At 54.2% G+C, this 16,812-nt stretch carries 14 protein-coding genes; 1 reads left to right on the forward strand and 13 read right to left on the reverse strand.

Translation table 11 applies throughout. The features are described 5' to 3' along the window. Nucleotides 1-3: 3 nt before the first annotated feature. The 8 genes from PHN51_09260 to rimP all read right to left on the reverse strand — a co-directional run bounded on the left by PHN51_09260 (nt 4) and on the right by rimP (nt 9,817). The gene (locus tag PHN51_09260) at nt 4-2,193 is read right to left on the reverse strand and encodes a polyribonucleotide nucleotidyltransferase (protein ID MDD2818963.1); all 2,190 of its coding nucleotides are present in this window, start codon (nt 2,191-2,193) and stop codon (nt 4-6) included. Between the two features lie 224 nt (nt 2,194-2,417). Further along, nucleotides 2,418-2,687 carry a 30S ribosomal protein S15 gene (rpsO, locus tag PHN51_09265; GenBank protein MDD2818964.1) on the reverse strand — a complete coding sequence of 90 codons (270 nt, stop codon included), beginning with the start codon at nt 2,685-2,687 and terminating at the stop codon, nt 2,418-2,420. A 101-nt stretch (nt 2,688-2,788) separates the two neighbouring features. After that, nucleotides 2,789-3,697 (reverse strand): bifunctional riboflavin kinase/FAD synthetase, encoded by a 909-nt coding sequence (locus tag PHN51_09270; protein ID MDD2818965.1) that lies wholly within the window; start codon nt 3,695-3,697, stop codon nt 2,789-2,791. A 17-nt stretch (nt 3,698-3,714) separates the two neighbouring features. Next, nucleotides 3,715-4,605: a tRNA pseudouridine(55) synthase TruB gene (gene truB / locus PHN51_09275; protein ID MDD2818966.1), complete on the reverse strand. Its 891-nt coding sequence runs from the start codon at nt 4,603-4,605 to the stop codon at nt 3,715-3,717. Continuing rightward, the gene (rbfA, locus tag PHN51_09280) at nt 4,602-5,036 is read right to left on the reverse strand and encodes a 30S ribosome-binding factor RbfA (protein ID MDD2818967.1); all 435 of its coding nucleotides are present in this window, start codon (nt 5,034-5,036) and stop codon (nt 4,602-4,604) included. Before rbfA ends, truB begins: the two co-directional genes overlap by 4 nt. Then, the gene (gene infB, locus PHN51_09285) at nt 5,033-7,861 is read right to left on the reverse strand and encodes a translation initiation factor IF-2 (GenBank protein ID MDD2818968.1); all 2,829 of its coding nucleotides are present in this window, start codon (nt 7,859-7,861) and stop codon (nt 5,033-5,035) included. The genes rbfA and infB overlap by 4 nt, the downstream gene beginning before the upstream one ends. A 413-nt stretch (nt 7,862-8,274) precedes the next feature. Continuing rightward, on the reverse strand, nt 8,275-9,282 hold the full coding sequence (gene nusA / locus PHN51_09290; protein ID MDD2818969.1) for a transcription termination factor NusA: 1,008 nt from the start codon (nt 9,280-9,282) through the stop codon (nt 8,275-8,277). Next, entirely contained in the window at nt 9,272-9,817 is a 546-nt protein-coding gene (gene rimP, locus PHN51_09295; protein MDD2818970.1) for a ribosome maturation factor RimP, read from the reverse strand. Before rimP ends, nusA begins: the two co-directional genes overlap by 11 nt. Nucleotides 9,818-9,938: 121 nt before the next feature. On the opposite strand from rimP, the gene PHN51_09300 reads away from it, so the two are divergent. Continuing rightward, entirely contained in the window at nt 9,939-10,436 is a 498-nt protein-coding gene (locus tag PHN51_09300) for a DUF4439 domain-containing protein (protein MDD2818971.1), read from the forward strand. Here the strand turns inward: PHN51_09300 and PHN51_09305 are convergent. The 5 genes from PHN51_09305 to dxr are packed head-to-tail and all read right to left on the reverse strand — an operon-like array spanning nt 10,433 to nt 16,798. Then, the gene (locus tag PHN51_09305) at nt 10,433-12,193 is read right to left on the reverse strand and encodes a proline--tRNA ligase (protein MDD2818972.1); all 1,761 of its coding nucleotides are present in this window, start codon (nt 12,191-12,193) and stop codon (nt 10,433-10,435) included. The two genes, PHN51_09300 and PHN51_09305, sit on opposite strands and share 4 nt — an antisense overlap. Nucleotides 12,194-12,218: 25 nt before the next feature. Then, on the reverse strand, nt 12,219-13,055 hold the full coding sequence (locus PHN51_09310; GenBank protein MDD2818973.1) for a DUF4081 domain-containing protein: 837 nt from the start codon (nt 13,053-13,055) through the stop codon (nt 12,219-12,221). Between the two features lie 19 nt (nt 13,056-13,074). Next, the gene (ispG, locus tag PHN51_09315) at nt 13,075-14,226 is read right to left on the reverse strand and encodes a flavodoxin-dependent (E)-4-hydroxy-3-methylbut-2-enyl-diphosphate synthase (protein ID MDD2818974.1); all 1,152 of its coding nucleotides are present in this window, start codon (nt 14,224-14,226) and stop codon (nt 13,075-13,077) included. 23 nt (nt 14,227-14,249) lie between these two features. Then, nucleotides 14,250-15,572: a site-2 protease family protein gene (locus tag PHN51_09320; GenBank protein MDD2818975.1), complete on the reverse strand. Its 1,323-nt coding sequence runs from the start codon at nt 15,570-15,572 to the stop codon at nt 14,250-14,252. Then, complete coding sequence (dxr, locus tag PHN51_09325) at nt 15,572-16,798, reverse strand: 1-deoxy-D-xylulose-5-phosphate reductoisomerase (GenBank protein MDD2818976.1); 1,227 nt, start codon at nt 16,796-16,798, stop codon at nt 15,572-15,574. The genes PHN51_09320 and dxr overlap by 1 nt, the downstream gene beginning before the upstream one ends. Between the last annotated feature and the right edge of the window lie 14 nt (nt 16,799-16,812).

Here is a 16,812-nt window from a genome sequence, read left to right on the forward strand (position 1 = left end):
CGATTAAGCCGTTGCCTCTTCGATCACTGGTGCGAGTGACAACTTGCCGCGTGGATCAATTTCCTTGATCTCGACCTGCACTTTGTCGCCAACCTTGAGTACATCTTCAACTGCCTCGATGCGCTTGCCGCCGGCCAACTTCTTAACCTCGGAAATGTGCAGCAAGCCATCCTTGCCTGGAACGAGGGAAATGAAGGCACCGAAGGTGGTTGTCTTCACAACTGTTCCGAGGTAGCGCTCGCCAACCTCTGGCATCGTTGGATTTGCAATCTGATTGATTGCGGTTCGTGCAGCGTCAGCCGAAGCGCCATCGGTTGCGCCGATGTAGATCGTGCCGTCATCTTGAATCGTGATGTCAGCGCCAGTTTCTTCTTGGATCTGGTTGATGATCTTGCCTTTAGGCCCAATCACTTCGCCGATCTTGTCCACTGGAATCTGAACACTGATGACGCGTGGCGCAGTTGGTGCCATTTCATCAGGCGTATCAATTGCTTCTGCCATGACTTCAAGAATCGTCAAACGAGCATCGCGGGCCTGATTCAGCGCACTTGCAAGTACTGAAGCAGGAATGCCTTCGAGCTTGGTATCAAGCTGCAACGCGGTAACGAATTCCTTCGTGCCTGCAACCTTGAAATCCATATCGCCGTAGGCATCTTCTGCACCAAGAATGTCGGTGATTGCAACGAATTCCTGCTTGCCATCAACAACACCCGAGATAAGACCCATAGCAATACCAGCAACTGGTGCCTTCAACGGCACACCAGCATTGAGTAGCGACATAGTCGATGCACAAACTGAACCCATTGAGGTTGAACCATTTGAGCCCAGAGCTTCAGAAACCTGGCGGATTGCGTATGGGAAGTCTTCGCGTGATGGAAGAACTGGAACCAACGCACGCTCTGCAAGCGCACCGTGACCGATTTCGCGGCGCTTTGGTGAACCAACACGACCGGTCTCACCTGTTGAGTAAGGAGGGAAGTTGTAGTTGTGCATGTAGCGCTTGCGGTTTTCTGGGTTCAAAGTGTCGAGCTGCTGCTCCATCTTGAGCATGTTCAACGTGGTGATACCCAAAATCTGAGTTTCGCCGCGCTCGAACAATGCTGAACCGTGAACGCGTGGAATGACCTGAACTTCTGCAGCCAAGGTGCGGATGTCAGTAAGGCCACGACCATCGATGCGGATCTTGTCGCGAAGAACGCGCTCACGAACGCTGTTCTTTGTAACCGAGCGAAGTGCTGCGGACAATTCCTTCTCACGTCCAGCGAACTTTTCGCCAAGTGCAGCAAGAACTTCACCCTTGATCGCATCGAGACGATCTTCGCGCTCTGCTTTGCGAACAATGGTCAGCGCCTGAGCAACTGATTCTGCTGCGATGTGCGCTACAGCTTCGTAAGCATCATCTTGGTAATCAAGGAAAATTGGGAAGTCTGCAGTTGGCTTTGCAGCCTTGGCTGCGAGTTCAATCTGCGCTTCACACAGAGCCTTAATGAATGGCTTGCCAGCTTCAAGACCCTGAGCTACAACCTCTTCAGTTGGAGCCGTTGCTCCACCAGCGATGAGTTCGATGGTGCGCTCAGTTGCTTCTGCCTCAACCATCGTGATTGCAACATCGTCACCGGCGATTGAACCTGCAATAACCATGTCGAATACAGCTTCTTCAAGCTGCTCATGTGTTGGGAATGCAACCCACTGGCCGCGAATCAATGCAACGCGTACCGCACCGATTGGACCAGAGAATGGCAAGCCAGCGATCTGCGTTGAAGCTGAAGCAGCGTTGATTGCGACGACGTCGTAGAGATCGCCAGGTGCAAGTGCCATCACCGTGACAACAACCTGCACTTCGTTGCGCAGGCCCTTCACGAAGGTTGGGCGCAATGGGCGGTCAATCAAACGGCAGGTGAGGATTGCATCTTCACTTGGACGACCTTCACGACGGAAGAACGAGCCTGGAATACGACCAACTGCGTACATGCGTTCTTCAACATCCACGGTGAGTGGGAAGAAATCGAATGAATCACGTGGGCTCTTGCCAGCTGTGGTTGCTGAAAGCAGGAATGTCTCTTCGTCGAGTGTGACAGTGACTGAACCTGCAGCCTGCAATGCAAAACGGCCAGTTTCAAATGTGATCGTGCGCTTACCAAATGCACCGTTGTCAATAACGGCGCTTGTTGTTGTTACTTCGGAACCCTCCACGGGTGCCTCCTGTTCTGTTACAGGAGCGCTCGCGAGTGCCGACTTGTGGCGATCATCGATCGAGGCCCACGGGTATTTCGAACCCGGAGGTCACTACCGAGGACCGACAGGCGACGAAGTCGCAGCGCCCCGAATGGTGATATCTGTATGAAATTTTCTCTCTGGAAGGTTTCCACAGAGATGAAGCAAGGCCCGGCACGACTCGCGTACCGGGCCTTTAAGACTTAGCGACGAATGCCGAGCTTCTCAATGATTGTGCGGTAGCGCGCGATGTCGGTCTTCACCAAGTACTGGAGAAGGCGGCGGCGCTGGCCAACGAGAATCAACAGGCCACGGCGGCTGTGGTGATCATGCTTGTGTTCCTTGAGGTGGCCAGTTAAGTCGTTAATACGACGGCTGAGCAATGCAATCTGCACTTCTGGGGAACCGGTATCGCCTGGCTTGGTGCCAAATTCAGCGATGATTTCTTCTTTGACTGCCTTGTCGAGTGACATGACTTTCCTCTCGGGCGCGCCTCTTTAGGGCACTTGCTTGTTGCGACACGAATCTCAGAGCGCCCGCTCTTTGACCGTCTGGAGACCAAAGACTACCAGCCTTACAGCAGCCCCAAGACCGCCCTCGTATTGGCCACATCCGTATTCATCTGATCGATGAGCCCCTCAAGGCCATCGAAGGTCATTTGTCCACGAAGTTGCTCGATGAAGATCACGGTGATTTCGTGGCCATAGAGGTCCAGGTCGGAGCGATCCAGCACATAACTTTCTACCCGACGCTCGACACCAGCAAATTGTGGATTGGTTCCCACCGAAATTGCTGCCGGGTAGCGCTGATTGCCATAGACAAGCCAACCGGCATAAACCCCATCACCTGGGACAACCGGAGTACCTTGCCATTGAAGATTCGCGGTCGGAAACCCCAACTCTCGCCCTCGGTGGTCGCCATGAACCACGATGCCTGACAGGTCATAGTCACGTCCCAGGACGTTTCGTGCTTCCTGCAAATCACCAAGAGCTAGGGCATGACGCACTCGGGTTGAAGACCAAGGCTGGACATCTGCCGCCAAGCCAACTTCGGTGACTGAGAAGTGGTACTGCTGGCCAGCCTCGCGCAGCGTGTTGACATCCCCCGCACCTTCATGACCAAATCGAAAATTGCCACCGACGACAACTGCTTGTGCATTCAAAGTGTCGTGCAGCACCCGGTGGATAAATGTTTCAGGATCCCAACTGGCAACTTCGTCATTGAATTGGAGAACGAACACGTCGTCAACGCCAGCGTCAAACAGCAAGAAACGACGTTCAGCCAATGACGCAAGGGATTGCGGCGCAAGATCTGGACGAACCACAGCCAACGGGTGCGGGTCAAAAGTGAGCGCAATGAGTTCAGTGTGTAAATCATCAGCAATAGCTCGAGCCTGTGCGATGAGTGCCTGATGACCTTTATGAACGCCATCGAACACACCAATGCAGACAACTGCACCCTGTTTTTCGTGTTCGTGACTCATGACTGTTCTACCTTAGGTCACACGAATACGGCCGGGTACTTGGCCGTTGGTCCATGACGTTCAGCTAGTGCCAAAAACTCACCTGCCTGATCGAAGATCGCAATGACACCCTCGTCGACACCCGAATATGACCAGTCAATCCGTCTGCCATGACGAACGAATGCAGCATCTGACTCATTGACGACCCACGATGGGAAGACACGAGCAGCAGCCTCAGCTATTGGAATGAGTGCATGCTGCGGATCAGACAACGCGCCAAAGGTTTCTAGATCAATCGCATCAGTTAATGGCCATTTACCCACGCGCGTTCGACGAAGAGCAGTCAAATGGCCGCCAACTCCCAGTTCGCGGCCAAGGTCACGAGCTAACGCACGGATATATGTGCCAGAACTGCAGGTAACTTCAACGTCAATATCGAGGAATCCCTCCCCCGAGCGATGCGTAAGCGCCTGAAATTCGCTGACGGTTACCCCGCGTGCCTGCAGTTTCACTTCGTCACCAGAACGCACTTTTGCGTACGCCCGCTGACCGTTAACTTTAATGGCACTGACCGAACTTGGGACTTGCTCGATTTCCCCAGTGAGCAATTCAATGCCCTGCAGCACCGCATCGAAACTCAAATATTCGATTGCCTCGCGCGAAGCTACTTCGATAACTTCACCTTCGGCATCATCAGTAACTGTGCTTTGGCCAAGCCGAATAGTTGCCGCATACGTCTTGTCGGCTCCAGCGATATAACCCAACAGTCTGGTTGCGCGACCAACGCCAAGCACTAAAACACCAGTCGCCATCGGGTCAAGAGTTCCCGCATGACCTACTTTGCGGGTATTCAAAATTCGCCGAGTTCGACCGACCACATCGTGTGAGGTCCACTCAGATGGCTTATCGAGAACGAGCAACCCGTTCACTCGTCAGATTCAACCTCACGCGGATGACGATACGGATCGACCTCACCTGCATAGGTACCTTGCGCCGCTTGCAGATGCACGCGTTCATCGTCCTCTTGAGCCTTGCGCAACAACTCTTCTACGTGACGAGCGTTCTCTGGCATCGCGTCAGCGAAGAAGGCAAGGGACGGAGTGAATTTGATTCCCGTCTGCTTGCCAACTTCGCTGCGCAACAATCCTTTTGCTGACTCAAGAGCCGCAGCTGTCTCATCTTGAGCTTGAGCATCGCCATACACGGTGTAGAAAACCGATGCTTCGCGTAGATCGGGTGTCATACGCACGTCAGTGATCGTGATGAAACCCAAACGAGGGTCCTTCACGCGCTTTTCGAGCGTCTCAGCCACAATCACGCGAACGCGATCTTCGAGCTTATGTTGGCGTGCCTTACTCATGGCTTACGAGGCTTCTCGCGCATCTCGAAGGTTTCGATGATGTCATCAACCTTGACGTCTTGGAAGTTACCAAGGTTGATACCGCACTCGAATCCTTCTCGCACTTCAGTGACATCGTCCTTGAAGCGACGCAATCCTGCGATTGCAACGCCATCCGCCACAACTGCTCCATCGCGGATAACACGCGCCTTTGAGTTGCGCTTGATATCGCCACTTTGCACAAGACAGCCTGCGATGGTGCCGAACTTTGAAGACTTGAAGACATCGCGAACCTGCGCGGTTCCGAGTTGTACTTCTTCGTATTCCGGCTTGAGCATGCCGCGAAGTGCCTGCTCAACATCATCGATTGCTTGGTAGATGACGCTGTAGAAGCGAACGTCAACGCCTTCATGAGTAGCAAGATCAGCGACTTTACCTTCAGGTCGCACGTTGAATCCAATGATGACTGCCTTTGACGCAGCCGCCAATGTGACGTCGTTCTTGGTAATGGCGCCAACACCACGGTGGATGACGCGCATCGAAACTTCATCGCCAACATCGATCTTGGTGAGAGCTTCTTCAAGTGCTTCAACCGAACCAGATACGTCGCCCTTGATGATGAGGTTCAGCTCTGCAACCTCACCCTTTTCAATGGACTCGAGGAAGTCTTCAAGTGAACGCTTCACGCGGTTCTTTGCCAACATCGCGTTGCGCTCACGCGCTTGACGTGTCTGAGCAATCTGACGCGCGATGCGGTCTTCTGAAACCACCAAGAAACTATCACCGGCACCTGGAACAGAAGTCAGGCCAAGGACCTGAACCGCTGTGGAAGGACCAGCTTCTTCAATGACATTGCCGAGGTCATCGTGCATTGCACGCACACGACCAAAGGCATCGCCAGCAACAATTGAATCGCCAGCACGCAAGGTTCCGCGTTGAACAAGCACCGTTGCAACTGGGCCACGACCACGGTCAAGGTGAGCTTCGATCGCAACACCCTGAGCATCCTGATTTGGATTAGCGCGAAGATCAAGTGCTGCATCAGCGGTCAACAACACAGCGTCGAGAAGCTCAGTGATGCCAGAGCCCTTGAGTGCTGACACGTCGATGAACATGGTGTCGCCGCCATATTCCTCAGCGACCAAACCGTATTCAGTGAGCTGACCACGAACCTTCGCAGGATCGGCGCCTTCCTTATCGACCTTGTTCACTGCGACCACGATTGGCACACCTGCAGCCTGCACGTGATTCAACGCTTCAATGGTCTGAGGCTTGACACCATCGTCTGCTGCTACCACCAAGATCGCGATGTCTGTGACCTGAGCACCACGGGCACGCATGGCAGTGAAGGCCTCATGGCCCGGTGTATCGATGAAGGTGAGCTTGCGATCGCCTTCTGGTGTGTGCGCAACAACTTGGTAAGCACCAATGTGCTGCGTAATGCCACCAGCTTCGCCACCAATGACGTTGGTCTTGCGAATCGAATCGAGCAAACGGGTTTTACCGTGGTCAACGTGACCCATGACCGTGACCACAGGTGGACGAGCGATGAGATCTTCGCTGTCACCTTCGTCTTCACCGAATTCAAGATCGTATGAACCAAGGAGTTCGCGATCCTCATCTTCTGGTGAAACCACTTCAACGACGTAGTTGAGTTCTTCACCAAGTAAGCGCAGGGTGTCGTCGTCAATTGACTGCGTTGCGGTCACCATCTCGCCGAGTTCGATCAACACCTTGACCAGATCGGCTGGCATGGCATTCACGCGATCGGCAAAGTCAGTCACACTCGAGCCGCGGGCAAGACGAACAGTTTCACCACTGCCACGGGTGATGCGTACACCGGTCAATGACGGTGCTTGCATGTTGTCGAACTCTTGACGCTTTGCGCGCTTTGACTTGCGGCCTCGGGATGGGCGACCACCTGGGCGACCAAAGGCACCAGCAGTAGTACCGCGACCGCCAGCACCTGGGCGACCTGGGAAACCACCAGGGCCACCGGGACCACCTGGGCCACCAGTACCTGGACCGCCACCTGGGCGACCAGCAAAACCGCCGCCGCCACCTGGACGACCAGCACCACCGGCGCCTGGACCACCCGGACGACCTTGGAAACCACCAGGTGCGCCACCTGGGCGACCAGCACCCGGCCCACCTGGGCGACCAGCGCCTGGACCACCCGGACGACCTGCGCCTGGACCACCTGGACGTTGACCTGGGCCTGCCGGACGTGGCGCACGCATTGCGGGCATCATGCCTGGGTTTGGCCGAGGAGCACCTGGAACTGCCGGAGCAGCAGGAGCTGCCGGCCGAGCCATGCCTGTGGACCCACCAAATGGGTTATTACCTGGACGCGGAGCCGCTGGGCGACCCATGCCTGTGGACCCACCAAATGGGTTATTACCTGGACGCGGGCCTGCCGGACGCGGAGCATCCGGACGCGGAGCTGCAGGAGCCGCTGGCGTTGCGGCCTCTGGTGATTGGGTAACCACCGCTGCTGGAGCAACCGGAACAACCGGTGTTTCCTCAACGATTGGCTTTGGCACTGGCACCGGCACCGGAGTCGGCGCTGGAACTGGCGTTGGCGTTGGCGTTGGAGTTGGCGTCTGAGCGACAACTTCACCTTCGACGTCAGCAGCAGGCTTAGCTGCGGCTTTCTTCGCAGCGGCCTTCTTGGCAGGCTTTGGCTCTGCGGCTGGCATCGCTTCTTTGAGCTTGCGTGCAACCGGCGCTTCGACCGTTGACGACGCAGACTTCACAAACTCACCAAGCTCAGCGAGCTTGGCAAGCACGTCTTTACTAGTGACCCCTAGCTCTTTTGCGAGCTCATGGACCCGGACCTTTGACACGTTTCTCCTGTCTTCGGCCCGGGTTGTCCAACCCGAACCGTCAGTGCGAACGACGCATGACTAACACAGCTCGTTCATCGGGTGGATGTCCTCATGAAGGCTCCCGAAGTTAGGCGGATGGAACTGGCGCTTGTACGCACAGCGGAATTAACTATACCGCGACCACAGCCACGGTTCACACCATCAGATCTGCTTGATGAGTTCTGAACTGTCGAATGTGCCCGATGAGCGCAGGGCCCTGCCCCAAGCACGGCGCTTATCTGCGAGCTCCAGACAGCTCCCACGTGGATGGAGCCAGGCCCCCCGACCATGGGCGTGCCGCGAAGGCCGTAAGACACCTTCCAGACTCACCACGCGAATGAGCTCAGTTACCGGGACCGCAGCTCGGCACCCCACACACGTGCGAATTGGGATCATTCGTCGTAATCGCCCAAATCATGGTCAGGTTCTTCGATAACGGCGTTATCGGCACGAATATCGATGCGCCAGCCAGTAAGTCGTGCTGCCAGGCGAGCGTTTTGTCCTTCTTTGCCAATCGCCAGTGACAACTGATAATCGGGAACGGTGACTCGAGCAGCTCGTGCCACCGGGTCAACGATGACCACCGACGTGACTTGAGCTGGTGAAAGTGCATGCGCAATCAATTCAGCCGGATCATCACTGAAGTCGACGATGTCAATCTTTTCACCTTGGAGTTCGGCCATCACTGCACGAACCCGTTGACCCATTGGGCCAATGCAAGCACCTTTGGCATTTACGCCAGGAATGGTTGAACGAACCGCGAGCTTTGTGCGGTGCCCCGCCTCGCGCGACAGGCCCCCGATTTCAACGGTGCCATCAGCGATTTCGGGCACTTCCAACGCGAATAGTGCACGCACAAGATTGGGATGTGACCGCGAGACGGTGACCACGGGCCCCTTGAAGCCCCTGCGCACACCAACCACAAGGCATTTCACACGCTGACCATGCGAGTAATCCTCACCTGGCACTTGCTCTTCTGGCGGAAGGTTCGCTTCGAGTTTTCCGATATCCACTCGAATCATGCGTGGATTCGTGTTTTGCTGGATCAGTCCTGAGACAAGATCGCCTTCGCGACCACTGAATTCAATAAGCGTTACATCACCTTCGGCTTCACGGAGGCGCCCGAGCAAAACCTGCTTGGCTGTTGTTGCAGCAATTCGACCGAAATCATCGGGTGTGTCTTCGTACTCACGGACAACCAGGCCGTCTTCGCCCACTTCTGATGCAAAAACAATTACGTGCCCTGTTCTGCGATCAAGTTCAACGCGTGCCTTTTCCACTGAACCCGGCGTGCGGTGGTAGGCAACCAACAACGCTTGTTCAATTGAGTCGACGACTAGATCGAGGGAGAGTTCTTTTTCGCGTACAAGCGCCTTCAGTGCGCTGACATCAATGTCCATCAGTTACTACTTCCTCATCTTCAATTGTGTCTTCAATTGTATTTTCATTTAAGTCTTCAGCGGCCACGCGATTGAACTCAATTTGCACCTTGCCCCGTTTGAGATCGGCCAAAGCAATTACTCGTTCTTCTTGAGTCTTTCCTTGTGTTACTTCGAAAACAACGACGTCATCATTTGCGGACGTCACGCGTCCAATAAACGTCGCGCCATCAGCGAGGTCAACTTCAACCAAACGATCCACAGCACGGCGCCAATGCTTTAACAACGTAAGTGGCCGATCGACTCCTGGGGATGTCACTTCTAGAACGAACGTGCCTGCGAATTCACTATTGAGCGGCTCACTATCTAAGGCTGCCGATATTTCACGACTAATGTCTGAAACCAGGTTCAAATCGATACCGCCATCGCGATCAACCACCACGCGCACAATTTCGCGTCGACCAGCTTGTTGAATCTGCAGTTCCTCAAGATCAGCACCCGCAGCGTTAACCACCGGCTCAATTGCCTTGCGGATAGTTTCTACCGACGCAGCCACGGTGCCTCCAAAAGCGATTCAGTTGTCGTAAAACCATAAGCCTACCCGGCTATGAGAGTGTTACGTCGTGCCCGTATTGAGTTCACATTCCCCAAGGGTCATTGCGGCCAGTCTCTTGCTCTTGGTCAGCACTCTCCTGGGGCTGGCAGGTTGCTCACAGGAATCCGCAACGCCTACCGCCACAAACAGTGCAACGCGATCCACCACCGATAGCGATCAATCGCTCACGAATGCCATTCACGGCATTGATGCAGCTATTTACGGCTACGGAATCGTAGGAGCACACCTCAAGGGATCTGAGCAAAACAAGGCCGTTCGTGCGGTCGCTGCACTGAATCGCCAACGACTGGCATTCATGCTTGCAGTCGGATCTCAGGTAGATGCCACAGCCGTAGCCTACGAAATCCCATTTCCGGTAACCAACAACGCGACAGCGAAAAAACTTGCAGCCCTCCTTGAAGTCAGGCTCATTCCACTCTTCAATGCGGTTGTTACATCAACCAACGAGCCAACCAAAGGAACTGCACTGATTGCCAAGAACAAGGCAACTGCGCGGGCAGCAGTATGGGCGGGTACAACTCAATCGACTCCGACACCAAGTGCAAGCGCTACGCGTTAACTCACGTTCAGAGCCTTCATCTCAGTGACAACTTCACTCAAAGCCACATCTCTTCGTTCACCTGTACGGCGATCTTTCACTTCGACGAATCCGTCAGCTAGTCGCTTTCCAACAATGACGATAGTTGGAATACCGATCAATTCAGAGTCATTGAACTTCACACCGGGCGACACAGATGTGCGATCGTCATACAGCACGCGCACGCCAGCAGCTTCAAGTTCTTGACCTAGGAGTTCAGCCGCAGCAAAGAGCGCGTCATCTTTACCGGCAGCTATGAGATGCACATCAGCAGGCGCAACTTCACGCGGCCAAATCAAGCCCTTGTCGTCATGTGACTGCTCAGCAATGGCTGCCACTGCGCGTGAAACTCCAATGCCATATGAGCCCATGGTCACGGTGATGAGTTCACCGTGTTCATCAAGCACCTTGAGTCCGACTGCTTCTGCATACTTACGGCCGAGTTGGAAAATATGACCAATTTCGATGCCTCGTTCGATTTCGAAACCTTCGCCACAATTCGGACAAGCATCACCTGCACGAACTTCGGCAACATCGATTGTTCCATCGCTTGTGAAATCCCGACCTGCAACAAAGTCATAGAAGTGATGTGCGGCCTCATCGGCACCTGTGATCCAACGTGACCCATCAACAACGCGTGGGTCAACGAGATAACGAATTCCTGATGCTGAATTCGCCCCTAGTTCGTTTGGTCCGATGTAACCCTTAACGAGCGTTGGGTACTTCGCAAAGTCTGCTTCTTCAAATGGACGGGCTTCACTTGGAGTCAGGAGCGCTTCAAGGCGTTTCATGTCGATCTCGCGATCACCAGGCACACCCACTGCAAGAGCAGACTGCTCACCGTCGGGAGCAGCGACCATGAAGATTACATTCTTGAGCGTGTCTGCAGCCGACCACGGGCGATCTTCTCGCGCAAAGTCACGATTTGAATAGGAAACCAGTGCCTCGATTGTTCCCGATGCTGGAGTGCGCTCTTTATGAGTTGCCGGTACACCAGTTGCATCAATTGCGTTGGGAACCACTGTGGCAACAGCTTCAACATTGGCTGCGTATGCGCATTTCGGACAACGTACAAATGTATCTTCACCTACTGGTGTTGGCGCTAAAAACTCTTCGCTCGCTGAACCGCCCATCGCGCCTGACATTGCAGACACAATGACAAATTCCAGACCCAAACGTGCGAACGTTGCGATGTAGGCCTGGCGATGCTTGTCATAAGAAATCTGCAGACCAGCATCATCAATATCGAATGAATATGAATCCTTCATCACGAATTCTCGGCCGCGCAAAATGCCTGCTCGTGGTCGAGCTTCATCGCGGAACTTGCTTTGAATTTGATACAAGGAAACCGGTAGATCCTTGTAAGAGGAGTACTCGCCTTTTACTAATAGCGTGAACATTTCCTCATGCGTAGGACCAAGGAGGTAATCAGCCCCCTTACGGTCTTGCAGTCGAAACAGAGTGTCGCCGTACTCAGTCCAACGGTTAGTCAACTCATATGGCTCACGTGGTAGCAGTGCAGGGAAGTGCACCTCTTGGAATCCAGCAGCATTCATTTCAGAGCGAACTATGTGCTCCACATTGCGATATACCTCATACCCAAGTGGCAACCATGTGAATACGCCCGGCGCCACACGACGAATGTAACCGGCACGCACCAACAACTTGTGGCTTGGAACCTCGGCATCAGCAGGGTCTTCACGAAGGGTGCGCAGAAACAAGGTCGACATTCGCAGCATTGGGGCAGCCTACCGACCTCGCGCCTTAGAACAGGACTGTGGCAAAGGTGCCGACCTGCTCGAATCCCACCGAAATGTAGGACTTGCGCGCAGGAGTGTTGAAATCATTGACATACAACGACACCGTGGGAGTGAACGTTGCCCTGGCCAGTTCAACAACAGCGGCCATACCTGGAATCGATAATCCTTGGCCGCGCAAATGACGCGCGACCCACACTCCCTGAACCTGGCACACCATGGGGCTCACCGAGCCGACTTCAGCTTTGAACTCAACTTCCCCCTCGCGCATGCGCCCAAAGGCGCGACCTGCACGAATGAGGTCCGATACACGCGCTCGATAACCCGAAGAGTTGCCTCCACCCACTGGGGAGACACCAATTTCCTCAGTAAACATGTCAATCGATGCTGGCAAATACGCATCAAGCTCATCGATATGGATGCGACGCACCTCAGGATCAACTGGCACCCGACTATCGGTACTCATCGCCATGAGTGGTTGTGCATGTCGAACCGCCCGAGCTTGACCCCATGCGGGTTCCAGCATGCGCCACAGATCTAACACTTCGTCGGCTTTGCCTAGCATTGACGATGATCGACGCATGCGAGGACGTAAATAATCCACAAATGCTGAACGTGCTTCAGGCGTTGTCTCAATCGGAATCAAATTCGCACCTGAATACAGCGCAGATATGAGTCGATCATCACGAAAGTAGCCGAGCACTTCGCCCCCGAGTTTCCAAGGGTCAACTCCACCTAATTGCACACGCGATTCAACAAAGCAATGTGCAACTGGATCGCGTGACAACAATTCGAGTAATGCAGGCAAGTGCTCTGGGAACACTTGCCTAATATTTCCCGCCATGGTTAAAAGCTCCGAAGAACTAGTGAGCGGTGACTTCAGGTGAACCCGTCGCACTCATTTCAGCAGCAAGCTTCATCGCTTCCTCAATCAGCGTCTCAACAATTTGCGCTTCAGGAACCGTCTTGATGACTTCACCCTTGACGAAAATCTGACCCTTACCGTTACCAGAGGCAACTCCAAGGTCTGCTTCGCGAGCTTCACCTGGTCCATTAACTACGCAACCCATCACAGCAACTCGCAGTGGCACATCAAGGCCCTCAAGACCAGCAGTTACTTGCTCAGCAAGTGTGTACACGTCAACCTGTGCTCGACCACACGATGGGCAGGAAACAATTTCCAAGCCTCGTTGACGTAAATTCAAAGACTCAAGGATGGCATTACCAACCTTGATTTCTTCTATTGGCGGTGCAGAAAGAGACACGCGAATGGTGTCGCCAATTCCTCGGCTAAGTAGCGCACCAAAGGCCACTGCAGACTTCACTGTGCCTTGGAATGCCGGACCAGCCTCAGTTACGCCGAGGTGCAGTGGGTACTCACACTGAGCAGCAAGCTGGATGTATGCCTCAGCCATGACAACTGGGTCGTGATGTTTGACCGAAATCTTGATGTCACGGAAATCATGCTCTTCAAAGAGCGATGCCTCCCAGAGCGCCGACTCAACCAGTGCTTCCGGTGTTGCTTTGCCGTACTTCTGAAGTAGTCGGGGATCAAGGGAGCCTGCATTGACACCAATGCGAATTGGCGTGCCCGCATCCTTTGCAGCTCGGGCAATTGCGCCGACTTGGTCATCAAACTTTTTAATGTTTCCAGGATTCACGCGTACGCCCGCGCAACCTGCATCGATTGCGGCGAATACGTACTTTGGCTGGAAATGGATATCGGCGATGACCGGGATGCCAGCCTTGCGGGCAATCTGCGCAAGAGCGTCGGCATCATCTTGACTTGGACAGGCAACTCGAACCACCTGACAACCAGCTGCCGTGAGCTCAGCAATCTGCTGCAACGTCGCGTTGACATCAGAAGTGAGCGTCGTACACATTGATTGCACACTGATCGGCGCATCACCACCAACCGCAACAGGATGGGTTGGATGCTTCAACACGAGTTGACGCGATTTGCGGCGCGGGGCAATAACTCGCGGAACAGACGGCATACCCAATTCAATGCTCACGAGATCATTATTACGCCTGCTGACTACCCCAGTGAGATTGGCTTGACTAAGTCGGCCCAAATCACAATCACGCCCATACCCACCAACACGATGGCCATGACATACGCAACAGGCAAAAGCTTTGCCACATCTGCCGGACCGGGGTCAGGCTTTCCACGCAATTTGGCAAACCACCGCCGAACCGCCTCATAGAGAGCACCGGCCACATGCCCGCCATCGAGAGGCAGGATCGGAAGCAAGTTGAACAGCGCGAGGAATAAATTGAGTGAAGCAGCCAAACTCAAGAAGGTCGCGATCTTGCCCTTCATCGGCTGATCCATCGCGGCGATATCCCCACCTAAGCGGCTCACTCCGACCACGCTGACTGGACCATCAATGGCTCGTTCTCCCCCACCAATCAGCGTGTCTTTCACCAGCTCGACCAGTCGTACAGGAAGTGTCACCAATGCCTTTGCCGATGCAGTGGTGATTTCCCACATGTATGCCGGAACAGCCGACCAAGGCTGCGAGACGTACTCGACTCCTGGACTAATCCCGACGAAACCGCTGCTCTGTGTTTGGCCTGTCGGATTTCCTGTTTCATCAAAAACCGGTCGCTCAATTGTTGCGACGGCGAGGGGTAACGCAACGAATGATCCATTGCGCTGCACACCAAGGGTCAATGTCTTGCCGTCAGAACCTCGAAGCTGAGCACTCACAGAATCCCAGTTGGCAACAGCCACACCGTTCACATCGGTGAGTAGATCTCCCGGCTGCAATCCGGCAAGCACCGCCGGCGTCTTCGATGTCCCTGTCGGGCAATTCCCAGAAGGTAATGGCGAACCGCTTGGGTGCGCACTGGATGGTGTACATGCCACCACTGCGCCGACTTCAAGCGATGGCTTTGGCATACCAATGCCAACTAAAACAATTGAGAAAAGCACTGCCGCGAAAATTAAGTTCATCGTGATGCCACCAAGCATGATGACCACACGCTTGCGCACAGGAAGTTTATAGAAGACGCGATTTTCATCTCCTGGCTCAACTTCTTCTAACGACTGTTGACGCGCATCAGCGATCATGGATGCGAAGCGACCCGTAGAACTGCGGCGCACGTAACCGTCTGGATCATTCTTTCCTGGCGGCAGCATTCCGATCATCCGCACATAGCCACCGAGCGGAATTGCTTTCAACCCATACGTGGTCTCGCCCTTTGTTTTCTTCCACAGTGCAGGGCCGAAACCAATCATGAATTCGGTAACTTTGACGCCAAATTTCTTTGCGGGAATGAAATGCCCAAGCTCGTGAAGGGTGATTGATAGAGCGATGAGCAGGGCAAAAATAACGATACCGATGGCTTCGGCCACTACCTCACCTCTTTCGCAAACGTTGCTGCAACTTCAAGGGCCCGCACTCGTGCCCAAGCATCAGCAGATTCAACATCTTCAACGGTAACAACATCCCCTGACACCCACATCGATCCAGCTCGGTCATCGCCGCCCGCAATGTGTTCGTCGAGAACTTGCTCTACCGCTCGCACAATGGAAGTGAAGGCAATAGTGCGCTCCAAAAAGGCACCAACACATGCCTCGTCAGCTGCATTAAAGACCGCTGGTGCGGTTCCTCCTGACGTTCCTGCCTTGCGAGCGATGTCAACAGCTGGAAATGCCTGATTGTCGAGCGGGAAGAACTCCCAAGTCGTGGCCTTGCTCCAGTCACAGCTTGGAATCGCGTCTGCCACGCGATCGGGCCAAGCCATACCTAGAGCAATAGGTAGACGCATATCTGGCGGACTTGCTTGCGCCAAGGTCGAGCCATCATGGAACTCGACCATTGAATGAACAATTGACTGAGGATGTACTACGACATCAATTGCATTGAAGGGAATATCAAAGAGCAAATGTGCCTCGATGAGTTCTAAGCCCTTATTCATCAATGTAGCTGAGTTGATTGTGACCAATGGCCCCATAGTCCAAGTGGGGTGCTTCAGCGCTTGTTCTGGAGTAACGGCTGCTAATTGATCCTTTGACCATCCACGGAAGGGCCCACCTGACGCGGTCAGCACCAATCGCTTCACTTCGTGTTTTTTACCGCCACGCAGGCATTGCGCAAGCGCTGAATGTTCTGAATCAACAGCAACGATTTGGTCAGGTGCCGCGATGGCGCGAACAAGATCGCCACCGATAATGAGCGACTCTTTGTTTGCTAACGCCAACGTGCGACCAGCCTTCAATGCCGACAAGGTTGGCGCAAGGCCAGCCGCACCCGCTAGGCCATTGAGAACGACATCAGATGGCCAGGCCGCCAACTGCTCTTGCGCGGCTGGGCCGGTCAACACTGTCAGCGTTCGAAGTTTCTTACCTCGCTCTACGCAGGCTTGAGCAAATGCGGCCTGAAAATGTTCTTGGGAATTTGGATTGGTGAGAGCAACAACCTCAACATCAAACTGAGCTGCTTGCTTTGCGATCTGCTCAACCTCGCGCCCACTCGCGCCAAGGCCAACGATGCGGAATAGATCAGGATTACGGTCAGCGACGTCTAAGGCCTGGGTGCCGATGGACCCGGTGGAGCCCAGAATGACAATCGCGCGCATGTGACCAGCGTACG

This window comes from Candidatus Nanopelagicales bacterium (assembly GCA_028687755.1).
GTDB lineage: Bacteria > Actinomycetota > Actinomycetes > S36-B12 > S36-B12 > UBA11398.